10 protein-coding genes and 1 pseudogene are annotated in these 10,534 nt (G+C 65.5%); 6 read left to right on the forward strand and 5 right to left on the reverse strand.

Annotated elements, in window-relative coordinates:
* Positions 1-1,575 carry a hypothetical protein gene (locus AC27GT_RS00545; RefSeq protein ID WP_487223362.1) on the reverse strand — a complete coding sequence of 525 codons (1,575 nt, stop codon included), beginning with the start codon at positions 1,573-1,575 and terminating at the stop codon, positions 1-3.
* Positions 1,576-1,703: 128 nt separating this feature from the next.
* On the opposite strand from AC27GT_RS00545, the gene AC27GT_RS00550 reads away from it, so the two are divergent.
* From AC27GT_RS00550 to carA, 6 genes are read left to right on the forward strand one after another with little or no spacing between them, the layout of a single operon-like run.
* Complete coding sequence (locus AC27GT_RS00550) at positions 1,704-2,906, forward strand: argininosuccinate synthase (RefSeq protein ID WP_487223363.1); 1,203 nt, start codon at positions 1,704-1,706, stop codon at positions 2,904-2,906.
* Positions 2,896-4,284 carry an argininosuccinate lyase gene (gene argH / locus AC27GT_RS00555; protein WP_487223364.1) on the forward strand — a complete coding sequence of 463 codons (1,389 nt, stop codon included), beginning with the start codon at positions 2,896-2,898 and terminating at the stop codon, positions 4,282-4,284. The genes AC27GT_RS00550 and argH overlap by 11 nt, the downstream gene beginning before the upstream one ends.
* On the forward strand, positions 4,277-4,816 hold the full coding sequence (locus AC27GT_RS00560; RefSeq protein ID WP_126170759.1) for an N-acetyltransferase: 540 nt from the start codon (positions 4,277-4,279) through the stop codon (positions 4,814-4,816). Before argH ends, AC27GT_RS00560 begins: the two co-directional genes overlap by 8 nt.
* A gap of 1 nt (position 4,817) precedes the next feature.
* Positions 4,818-5,081, forward strand: a complete 264-nt coding sequence (locus tag AC27GT_RS00565) for a type II toxin-antitoxin system HicB family antitoxin (protein ID WP_015716202.1) — start codon at positions 4,818-4,820, stop codon at positions 5,079-5,081.
* On the forward strand, positions 5,065-5,283 hold the full coding sequence (locus AC27GT_RS00570) for a type II toxin-antitoxin system HicA family toxin (RefSeq protein ID WP_019551520.1): 219 nt from the start codon (positions 5,065-5,067) through the stop codon (positions 5,281-5,283). The genes AC27GT_RS00565 and AC27GT_RS00570 overlap by 17 nt, the downstream gene beginning before the upstream one ends.
* Entirely contained in the window at positions 5,271-6,446 is a 1,176-nt protein-coding gene (gene carA, locus AC27GT_RS00575; RefSeq protein ID WP_038030751.1) for a glutamine-hydrolyzing carbamoyl-phosphate synthase small subunit, read from the forward strand. The genes AC27GT_RS00570 and carA overlap by 13 nt, the downstream gene beginning before the upstream one ends.
* 32 nt (positions 6,447-6,478) lie before the next feature.
* On the opposite strand, the gene AC27GT_RS00580 is transcribed toward carA, so the two are convergent.
* The 4 genes and pseudogenes from AC27GT_RS00580 to AC27GT_RS00595 form a co-directional block, all read right to left on the reverse strand.
* Complete coding sequence (locus tag AC27GT_RS00580; RefSeq protein ID WP_487223365.1) at positions 6,479-8,110, reverse strand: formate--tetrahydrofolate ligase; 1,632 nt, start codon at positions 8,108-8,110, stop codon at positions 6,479-6,481.
* 9 nt (positions 8,111-8,119) lie between these two features.
* A complete protein-coding gene (locus AC27GT_RS00585; RefSeq protein WP_126204937.1) occupies positions 8,120-9,322 on the reverse strand; it encodes an ATP-binding protein in 1,203 nt (400 codons plus the stop codon).
* 50 nt (positions 9,323-9,372) lie between these two features.
* Complete coding sequence (locus AC27GT_RS00590) at positions 9,373-10,311, reverse strand: threonine/serine dehydratase family protein (protein WP_487223366.1); 939 nt, start codon at positions 10,309-10,311, stop codon at positions 9,373-9,375.
* Positions 10,312-10,337: 26 nt separating this feature from the next.
* Positions 10,338-10,534: pseudogene (locus AC27GT_RS00595) on the reverse strand (transposase); the annotation flags it as partial.

A 10,534-nucleotide genomic window follows, 5' to 3' on the forward strand; every position in this document is an offset into this window, starting at 1 on the left:
TTACTGAACGGTGAAGGAGCGGATTTCGCTCACGGACTTCCGGTAGCCGTTTTGCAGGAGCTTCTGGTAGGCCCCTTGGGGGATGTACCCAAGGTTATCCAGATAGGCCTTAGCCAGCTCGCCCCTTTGCCGATTTACCGGGTTGGTCCGCAAGGACTTTAGCCGTACCAGGTGTTTCGTGTCCAGGTATAGCCGTGCCTGGAGGGCCGCAGGGTCCATGCCGATGTAGTCCAGCATCTCGGTTTGATCGTCGGTGTAGACGTCCCAGAAGTAGGAAGCCCCGGTGGCGAGAGGGAAGGGCACGACGAGGGAGGTGTTCGGGGTGAAGCCTGCCCACACCAGGTTGCCGCCCTCGTCGTACACCGATACCACGTACACCTTGGCCCCGGCCACCGGGTTCCAGGTCAAGGTAGGGGTGGCTCCCAGGGTGGTCCCATCTTCAATCCCCAGTTTGGGGGTGTCCAGGAAATGGACGGTGAGGGGGTTGGCCAGGTTGGTGCCATCCCGCCAGTTTTGAGCTTGGGAAAGGTCGAGGACCTCGAGGGTGTTGTCGACGATTCGGAAGCGGATGGCGATGCTGGTTACCGCGACCTGCTGGGCGCTGGCCCCCGGGGGCAGCTTGTAGACCCGAAGGGTTTTGCTGGCCTGCCCAAAATAGTAATACTGGCCGAGCTCCACCTCGTCAGAGTGGATGGCGTGGTTGAAGGTGGGAACACTTACCGAGAAGGCGTTCCATCCCGGGCTGGTGGGATCGGGGTTGTATCCGGAAAGCCCCGAAAGGTCGTGGGTGACCTGGAGGGTGGTAACCCGGCTGGGGTTGGCCTGGGGGTCAAAGGCCTCGAGGGCCATGTCCTGTTGCGTGGAAGACCCGTTCAGGTACACCCAGGCATCGGGCACGTACCGGAAGTGGCTCCAGTAGTATTCGGTGGCCGTGTTGCAGTCCCCCGTGTCGGTGCCCGTGTAATTGCCCGCCCACACGCTTCCCGAGGCGGCATAGAGGTTGTTGGTGGAAACTACCGGGATCTGGTACTGGCCGTTGGTATCCGTGGTGACGGTCCGGAAACCGCCAAAGACCACTAGGCCGTCCTCACAAGGTGTGGGAGGATCGAAGAGTTGGTTCAAGGTTCGCGGGGTGGAGCTGGCTACCGGCTGGCCTCCCAGGGTTACCGTACCGGTGAGGTAGCCAGTGCGTGGGGGATAGCCAGGAAGGATTCTTGAGGGAGGTGCGGGAAGGTAGATATTCATTTCCGAGGCGGCGCCGTAGGGGGAACGGTAGGCGCTTAAAGGGACCTCCGCGAAGGTCAAAGCGGCCATACCCTGGCCTGCAGGGGGAATGACGGTGAGGGTGAAGGTCTGGGCGTTACCGGGTATTTGCAGGGAGAAGTACCCATCCAAGCTGGTGGTGGTCTCCACCCTCCGGCTTCCCACCTGAGCGATCACCCTGGCCCCGTGAACGGGCTGCCCCCCGGCGCTGGGGCTAGTAAAGACATTTCCCTGGAGGCCCTGGGGCGGTGGTGTACAGGCCCAAAGGCCCAGCAAGCCTATGCCTATGGCTACGAACCCGAGTTTTTTCATAATCCCTCCTTTCTTTACGGGGCAAACATACCCGGACCGGGATGGCCTGTCAAGGAGGAGGTGCAGAGCCAGAGGGGTTCCTGTATACTTATGCATACCCCCCTCGAGGGGGTAGACTAGGGGTTGGCATGAAGATCGTCCTGGCATACTCCGGCGGGCTGGATACCAGCATCATCCTCAAGTGGCTCAAGGAAACCTACAAGGCCGAGGTCATCGCCTTCACCGCGGACATCGGCCAGGGGGAGGAGGTGGAGGAGGCCCGGCAAAAGGCCCTCAGGACCGGGGCCTCCAAGGCCATCGCCCTGGACCTAAGGGAAGAGTTCGTGCGGGACTTCGTCTTCCCCATGTTCCGCGCGGGCGCGGTGTACGAGGGGTACTACCTTCTCGGCACCTCCATCGCCCGGCCCCTCATCGCCAAGTACCTGGTGAGGATCGCCGAGGAGGAAGGGGCGGAGGCCGTCTCCCACGGGGCCACGGGCAAGGGCAACGACCAGGTGCGCTTTGAGCTCACCGCCTACGCCCTGAAGCCCGACATTCGGGTGATCGCCCCCTGGCGGGAGTGGAGCTTCAAGGGCCGGCAGGAGATGATCGCCTATGCGGAGGCCCACGGCATCCCCGTTCCCGTGACCCAGGAGAAACCTTATTCCATGGACGCCAATCTCCTGCATATTTCCTACGAGGGAGGGGTCCTCGAGGACCCCTGGGCCGAACCCCCCAAGGGGATGTTCCGCATGACCGTGGATCCCGAGGAAGCCCCCGATGCCCCGGAGTACGTGGAGGTGGAGTTTGAGCGGGGGGATCCCGTGGCGGTGAACGGGGAACGGCTCTCCCCGGCAGCCCTGCTGCAAAGGCTCAACGAGATCGGGGGCCGGCACGGGATAGGCCGGGTGGACCTGGTGGAAAACCGCTTCGTGGGCATGAAGTCCCGGGGGGTCTACGAAACCCCGGGGGGGACCATTCTCTACCACGCCCGGCGGGCGGTGGAAAGCCTCACCCTGGACCGGGAGGTCCTGCACCAACGGGATGCGCTTTCCCCCAAGTATGCGGAACTGGTCTACTACGGCTTCTGGTACGCCCCGGAGCGGGAGGCCTTGCAGGCCTACTTTGACCATGTGGCCCAGGCGGTCACGGGGGTGGCCCGGCTCAAGCTCTACAAGGGGAACGTCTACGTGGTGGGGAGAAAGGCGCCGAAAAGCCTTTACCAGAAGGACCTGGTCTCCTTTGACCAGCTCGGGGGCTACCACCAGAAGGACGCCGAGGGCTTCATCAAGATCCAGGCCCTGAGGCTTCGGGTAAGGGCCATGGTGGAAGGGAAGGGCCATGGGGCATAGGACCTGGGGTGGCCGTTTTGCCGAAGGTCTAAGCGAGCTTGCCGCCCGCTTCAACGCCTCCCTCCCCTTTGACCGGGCCCTATGGCGGGAGGACCTCTGGCAGAACCGGGTGCACGCCCGCATGCTCCACCGGGTGGGGCTTCTCAGCCAGGAGGAGCTGGAGGCCATCCTCGAGGGCCTGGAGCGGATAGAGAAGGAGATAGAGGCGGGCACCTTCCCCTGGCGGGAGGAGCTTGAGGATGTACACATGAACCTGGAGGCCCGCCTCATCGAACTCGTGGGCCCCCCGGGCGGCAAGCTCCACACCGCCCGGAGCCGGAACGACCAGGTGGCCACGGACTTAAGGCTTTTCCTGCGGGCTGCCATAGACGAGCTTTCTGCCCTCCTTTTGGGGCTCCGGCGGGTTCTCGTGCGGGAGGCAGAAAAGTACCTGGACCCTCCCCAGGTCCTCCCCGGCTACACCCACCTGCAAAGGGCCCAGCCCGTGCTCCTCTCCCACTGGTTCCTCGCCTACTACGAGATGCTCGGTCGGGACGCGGGGAGGCTAAGGGACGCCAGGGAGCGCCTCAACGAGAGCCCCTTGGGGGCTGCGGCCCTAGCGGGGACGGGGTTTCCCATAGACCGGCACTACACCGCTAAGGAGCTTGGCTTTGCCGCACCCATGCGGAACTCCTTGGACGCGGTGGCAAGCCGGGATTTTGCCCTCGAGGTGCTTTCCGCCTTAAATATCGGCATGCTGCACCTCTCCCGCATGGCCGAGGAGCTCATCCTCTATAGCACCGAGGAGTTCGGCTTCGTGGAGATCCCCGATGCCTTCGCCACCGGCTCCTCCATCATGCCCCAAAAGAAAAACCCCGACATCCTGGAGCTCATCCGGGCCAAGGCGGGAAGGGTCTTAGGGGCCCTGGTGGCCCTCTCCACCGTGGTGAAGGGCCTGCCCCTTGCCTACAACAAGGACCTGCAGGAGGACAAGGAACCCCTGCTGGACGCCCTTTCCACCTACCGGGATAGCCTTAAGCTCCTCACCGCCCTTCTTCCTGGGCTTAGGTGGCGGCGGGAGAGGATGTGGCGGGCGGCGGAGGAGGGCTATGCCTTGGCCACGGAGCTCGCCGACTACCTGGCGGAAAAGGGGCTTCCCTTCCGGGAGGCCCACCACGTGGTGGGGCGCCTGGTGCGGAGGCTTGTGGAGGAGGGAAGGGCCCTCAAAAGCCTAACCCTGGAGGAGCTAAGGGCCCACCACCCCCTCTTCGCCGAGGATGCCCTGCCCCTTCTTCGCTTGGAAACCGCCATCCACCGGCGCAACTCCTTCGGGGGCACGGCCCCTTTAGCGGTGCGGGAAAGGATCTTGGAGGCCAAGAAGGAGGTGGGCCTTGCTTGAAGCCCGGATAGAGCTACCCACGGTTTCCTTGCCCGAGGTGCGGCGCCAGGCGGGGGTGGAGCTCAGGAAGGCCAGGCTGAGCGATGTGGACGCCATCTACTGGCTCATCCGCTACTGGGCGGAGAAGGGCCTGATGCTCGTCCGGAGCCACAGCCACCTCTACGAGAACATCCGCGACTTCCAGGTCCTCGAGGACGAGGACGGGAACATCGTGGGCACCGTGGCCCTGCACGTGCTCTGGCGGGATCTGGCGGAGATCCGGGGCCTGGCGGTGCACCCCAACAGGCAGGGGGAGGGGCTTGGGCGCTGGCTGGTCCTGGGGGCGGAACGGGAGGCCCGGGATCTGGGCCTGCCCCGGGTCTTCGCCTGGACGCTTCAGGTGGGCTTCTTCCGCTCCTTGGGCTACCAGGTCACCACCCGGGAGGCCCTGCCCCCCAAGGTGTGGAGCGAGTGCAACGCCTGCCCCTTCTACGAGAACTGCCGGGAGATCGCCGTCATCAAGCACCTTTCCCCGGGGGCCTTCGGGGGCTAGAATGGATGGGATGGGCACCCTGACCCGCTACTTGGAGGAGGCCATGGCCCGGGCCCGCTACGAGCTCATAGAGGACGAGGAGCCCTACTACGGGGAGGTTCCGGACCTGCCCGGGGTCTGGGCCACGGGGAAGAGCCTTAGGGAGTGCGAGGCCAACCTGCAGGCCGCCTTGGAGGACTGGCTTCTCTTCCTGATCTCCCGGGGCGAGGCCCCTCCGCCCCTGGGCGAGGTTCGCATCGATTTGCCTCATGGCGAAGCGGCTTAGGCCGGTTTCCCGGAGGGAGCTGGTGGCGAGGCTAAAGACCCTGGGATTCGCCGGGCCCTACGCAGGAGGACGGCACCAGTTCATGGTGCGGGGCTCCGTGCGCCTCATCCTGCCCAATCCCCACCGGGGCGGGATCAGCGTGGACCTTCTGAAGCGCATCCTAAAGCAAGCGGGCATCGAGGAGGAGGAATGGCTGGAGTAAAGGAACGGGCGGTTTTGGTCCTGGAGGACGGCACCGTTTACCACGGCTACGCCTTCGGGGCCCGGGGGAAGACGGTGGGGGAGGTGGTCTTCAACACCGCCCAGACCGGCTACCAGGAGATCATGACCGACCCCAGCTACCACGGGCAGATCGTGGTCATGACCTACCCCCACCAGGGCAACTACGGGGTCAACGTCTACGACATGCAGTCCAACCGCCCCTGGGTGAAGGGTTTCGTGGCCAAGGAGTTCAGCCGCATCGCCTCCAACCCCAGGGCCCAGCAGACCCTTAAGGAGTTCATGGAGTTCTACGGGGTGGTGGGGATCGAGGGGATCGACACCCGGGCCCTGGTGCGCAAGATCCGCGAAGGAGGGGTGCTCAAGGGTACCATCGCCCACGCCAGCCTTTTCGGGGATCCCCAGCACGCCTTCACCCCCGAGGAGCTCGAGGCCCTCCGCCAGGAGGCCAAGGCCTGGACGGACATCGACGGGCGGGACATGACTCCCGAGGTCTCCACCCCCTTGCCCTACGCCTGGCCCACCCTGAAGTCGGGGCGGCGCATTGTGGTCATGGACTTCGGCATCAAGCACGCCATCGTGGAGAACCTGGCGGCTTTGGGCTTCGAGATCCTGGTGGTGCCGGGCAAGACCCCGGCGAGCCAGATCATGGCCCTGGAGCCCCACGGGCTTTTTATCTCCAACGGCCCCGGGGACCCCTCCATGCCCCGCTACGCCCACGAGACCATCTGGAAGCTCATGGGGCTACTTCCCACCTTCGGCATCTGCCTGGGGCACCAGCTCCTGGCCCTGGCCGCGGGGGGGCGCACCTACAAGATGAAGTTCGGCCACCGGGGGGCCAACCACCCGGTGAAGAACCTCCTCACCGGGAAGATCGAGATCACCAGCCAGAACCACGGCTATGCGGTGGACATCGACTCCCTGAAGGAGTTCAAGCCCACCCACATCAACCTGAATGACGGGACCCTCGAGGGCATGGCCCACGCCCGCTATCCCGTCTTCTCCGTGCAGTACCACCCCGAGGCCGCCCCCGGGCCCCACGACGCCCTCTACCTCTTCCGCCGCTTCCTGGAGGAGGTGGAGGCCTTCCACGGGGCCACGGGGCTTCCCGTGGAGAAGCAACGGGCGGACGGGCACGGGGTTTAGCCCGGCCCTTCCGTTTCCAGGCCGGGGCGGTCTCAGTAGTCCATCCCCCGGATGTTCCCCTCCTCGTCCACGTCGATCCCCAGGGCCTGGGGTACCTTGGGCAGGCCGGGCAGGGTCTCAATCCCTCCCATGTAGACCACCACAAACCCCGCCCCGAACCGGCACTTCAGGTCCGTGACCCGCACCCTAAAGCCCTTGGGCCGCCCCCGGAGCCTGGGGTTATCGGAAAGGGAGGTGGCCGCCTTGGCCATGACCACGGGAAGGGCCTCGCACCCCTCCTTCTTGGCGGCCTTGAGGGCTTTCTTGGCCTCCTCGCTCCACTCCACCCCCTCCGCCCCGTAGATGCGGGTGGCGATGGTTTCCACCTTGTCCTCGAGGGGCATCTCCAGGGGATAAAGGGGCCGGTAGGCGTGGGGCAGGGAGAGGGCCTCGAGGACCCTCTCCGCCAGCTCCAACCCTCCTTCCCCCCCTTTGGCGTAGACCTCGCTCAGGGCGAAGGGCAGGCCCCGTTCCCGGGTAAACTCCCGCACCAGGGCGATCTCCTCCTCGGCGTCCGTGGGGAAGCGGTTTAGGGCGATCACCGGCTTGAAGCCGAATAGCTCCACGTTCTCCACGTGCTTTTCCAGGTTGGCCAGGCCCCTCACCACCGCCTGGGGGTCCGGCATCTCGTAAGCATCCTGCCCCCCGTGGTAGCGGAGGGCCCGGATGGTGGCCACCAGCACCACCGCCTCGGGGACCAGGCCTCCCGCGCGGGCCACCACGTTCATGAACTTCTCCATGCCGAGATCCGTGGCAAACCCCGCCTCCTGCACCACGTAGTCCGCCAGGCCCAAGGCGAAGAGGCTTGCCCTCAGGGAGTTGGTGCCGTGGGCGATGTTGCCAAAGGGTCCCATGTGGATGAAGGCGGGGTTCCCCTCCGCCGTCTGCACCAGGTTGGGGAGGAAGGCCTGCCGTAAAAGGGCGGCCATAGCCCCCACCGCCCCCAGGTCCTGGGCGTAGACGGGCTTCCCCCCGTAGGTGAAGCCCACCCGGATCCTTCCCAGGCGCTTCTTTAAATCCTTGAAGTCCCGGGCCAGGCTCATGAGGGCCATGACCTCGCTGGCCACGGTGAGCTCAAACCCTCCCTCCCGGGGCACCCCGTGGGCCTTGCCCCCCAGGCCCAGGACGATGTGCCTTAAGGCCCGGTCGTTCATGTCGATGGCCCTCTTGAGCTCGATGCGCCTGGAGTCGATCCCGAGCTCGTTTCCCTGGTGCAGGTGGTTGTCCAGGAGGGCGTTCAGGAGGTTGACCGCGCTGGTCACCGCATGGAAGTCCCCGGTGAAGTGCAGGTTGATCTCGTGTCGGGGCTCCACCCGCGCCCGGCCGCCTCCCGTGGCCCCGCCCTTCACCCCGAAAACCGGGCCCAAGGAGGGCTCCCGGAGGGCCAAGGCCGCCCTTTTCCCAAGCCGCCATAGGGCGTCCACCAGGCCGATGGCGGTGGTGGTCTTGCCCTCCCCGGCCGGGGTGGGGGTGATGGCGGTGACCAGGATCAGCTTCCCTTTGGCCTTAGGGGGCTCCCCCAGGACCTTGGCCATGTGGGGGCCGTAGGGGTAGAGCCTGTCCCGGCTTAAGCCCAGCTTGCCGGCCACTTCCTCTATGGGTAGAAGTGCTTCCTTGACGATCACGGGCTAAGCTTACTCCGCCTTTCCAGGGAAAGAAGTCCCGCCTTGGGTGGCTAGGTGCCAAAGGTTCCGCATCAGCTCTGGCAAAGGGGTGGCCCGGATTCCCGGGGCCACGGGGTAGGCTTCCTCCCCTGGGTACACCACGAAGGCGGCCTGGGGCTTTAGGTCCGCCAGGGCTTCGTGGAATCCCCGGGAGGGCTTGGGCTCCAGGCTACGCTTCACCTCTATGGCCCAGAGGGCCCCCGAGGGGAAGAGGAGCAGGAGGTCTATCTCCGCTCCCGCATGGGTACGGTAGAAAAATCCCAGTACGCCCTCCGGCGCCACCCGGAGCAGGTTTTCCACCACAAACCCTTCCCAGCTGGCGCCCACCACGGGATGCCCCAGGAGGCTTTCCCGGTGGGGGATGCCGAGGAGGGCGTGGACCAGGCCGCTATCCCGCAGGTAGAGCTTGGGGCTTTTCACCAAACGTTTACCCACGTTGGCCTCGTATGGGGGGAGGCGCCTTAAGAGGTAGAGGTCCACCAGGTGGTCCAGGTAGCGGCCTACGGTTCTCCCATCCAGCCCTAGGTTCCCCGCTAGGCGGGAGAGGTGGAGGGTTTCCCCCTGCAGGTGGGCCAGCATGGTGAGGAAGCGGCGAAGGGTTTCCGCAGGCAGCCTGCCGCCCAGGGCGGGGATTTCTCGCTCCAGATAGGTGCGAAGGAAATCCTGCCGCCAGCGCAGGCTCTGGGCGTCGCTGGGTGCCAGAAAGCTTTCGGGGAATCCCCCTCGGAGCCAGAGGCGTTCCAGTTCCTCTGGCCCTACCTCCAGGGGGTCTAGGGGGGCGAGTTCCAGGTAGGTGGCCCGGCCCGCCAGGCTTTCCCCCGCTTGGCGGGACACCTCTGGGGATACGGACCCCAAAAGGAGGTAGAGGCCAGACTTCCTCCCTTTTCGCCTCGCCCGGTCCACCAGGCTCCTGAGCACGGGGAAGAGCCCGGGCATCCGATGCACCTCGTCCAGGATGACCAGGCGGTCCAGATACCCTTCCAGGTAGAGTTCGGGCGCGGTAAGCTTGGCCCTGTCCCTTTCGGACTCGAGGTCCACGTACACGGCCCCGAGCCTTTTCCCCACGGCCAGGGCCAAGGTGGTCTTCCCCACCTGCCTGGCCCCGGTAAGCACTACCACCGGCGCTTGACGGAGGCGCTCCTCCAGGACGGGTTGCAGGCGGCGGGGAATCATGCTTGAAAATATAGCATCATGATGTTGGATTTTCAAGGATGAGCCTTGCCCTAGGCCGGGGCACAAAACTCCCGGTTGCCTCCCGAAAGGAGAAGGGCCAGGACCCCAGGAAGCCTTTCCCCGTGCTCCAGCACCGCCGCCAAAGGCAAGGCCCCGGTGGGCTCCACCACCTGCTTCGTGCGGGTGAAGAGGAGGCCCTCGGCCTCCAGGATGGCCTCCTCGCTCACGGTGAGGATGGCGTCCACCTTCCTCTTCAGGATGGGGAAGGTGTGCTGGCCCAAAGCCAGGGTCCTTACCCCGTCCGCCCGGGTTTGGGGGGCCTGGGAGAGGCGCACGATCTCACCCTTTTCCAGGCTCCTTCGGGCGTCGTCCGCCCCTTCCGGCTCCACCCCCAGGACCAGGGTGCTTGGGGAGAAGGCCTTCACCGCCGTGGCTACCCCGGCGATGAGCCCTCCTCCCCCCACCGGGACCAGAACCGCCTCCGGGAAAAGGCCCATCTCCCCCGCCTGGGCCATGAGCTCGAGGCCCGCGGTGCCCTGCCCGGCCATGACCAAGGGATCGTCAAAGGGGTGGATGAAGGCGTAGCCGGTTTTCAGGAGAAGGGCCCTCGCCACCTCCTCCCGGTTCTCCACCGTGACCCCCTGGTCCACCACCTGGGCCCCGTAGGCCCGGGCGGCCTCCTTCTTGTAGGGGTTTGCCTCCTCGGGCATGACGATGAGGGCCTTGACCCCCAGGATCCGGGCGGCGTAGGCCACCCCCTGGGCGTGGTTGCCGCTGCTTACCCCCAAAAGCCCCCGGGGGCTCTCCAGGGTCAGGGCCTTGGCAAGGGCCCCCCGGGCCTTGAAGCTTCCGGTCTTTTGCAGGTGCTCGGCCTTGAGGAGGAGGCGCTTGCCCAGTAGCTCATCCATGAGCCTCGAGGTGAGGAGGGGGGTGCGGTGGATGTGGGGGCGGATGCGCTGGTAGGCGGCATGGATCTCGGTAAGCTCCACACCTCTTTATACCGCAGACTTGACCGTTATACCGCATAGAGCCCCAGGAACCTGAGGGCGGAGAGGGGATGGAAGGAGAAGGTCTCCAGGGCCGCCTTCTTCTTCCGCACCCCCCTGCGGTACAGCAGGGACACCAGAAAGGCCCGGAGGACCGCCAAGACTTGCGCCCCCACGCCCCGCACCTGGCAGGCGTCCTCATGGAGGAGGACGTCCCGTACCCAAA

It is taken from the genome of Thermus sp. KWY1, assembly GCF_057547025.1.

Excerpts from the sequence above, each read along its gene's own strand:
- AC27GT_RS00545 (WP_487223362.1), bottom strand. The coding sequence starts at position 1,575 with ATGAAAAAACTCGGGTTCGTAGCCATAGGCATAGGCTTGCTGGGCCTT.
- AC27GT_RS00550 (WP_487223363.1), top strand. The coding sequence starts at position 1,704 with ATGAAGATCGTCCTGGCATACTCCGGCGGGCTGGATACCAGCATCATC.
- argH (WP_487223364.1), top strand. The coding sequence starts at position 2,896 with ATGGGGCATAGGACCTGGGGTGGCCGTTTTGCCGAAGGTCTAAGCGAG.
- AC27GT_RS00565 (WP_015716202.1), top strand. The coding sequence starts at position 4,818 with ATGGATGGGATGGGCACCCTGACCCGCTACTTGGAGGAGGCCATGGCC.
- AC27GT_RS00570 (WP_019551520.1), top strand. The coding sequence starts at position 5,065 with ATGGCGAAGCGGCTTAGGCCGGTTTCCCGGAGGGAGCTGGTGGCGAGG.
- carA (WP_038030751.1), top strand. The coding sequence starts at position 5,271 with ATGGCTGGAGTAAAGGAACGGGCGGTTTTGGTCCTGGAGGACGGCACC.
- AC27GT_RS00585 (WP_126204937.1), bottom strand. The coding sequence starts at position 9,322 with ATGATTCCCCGCCGCCTGCAACCCGTCCTGGAGGAGCGCCTCCGTCAA.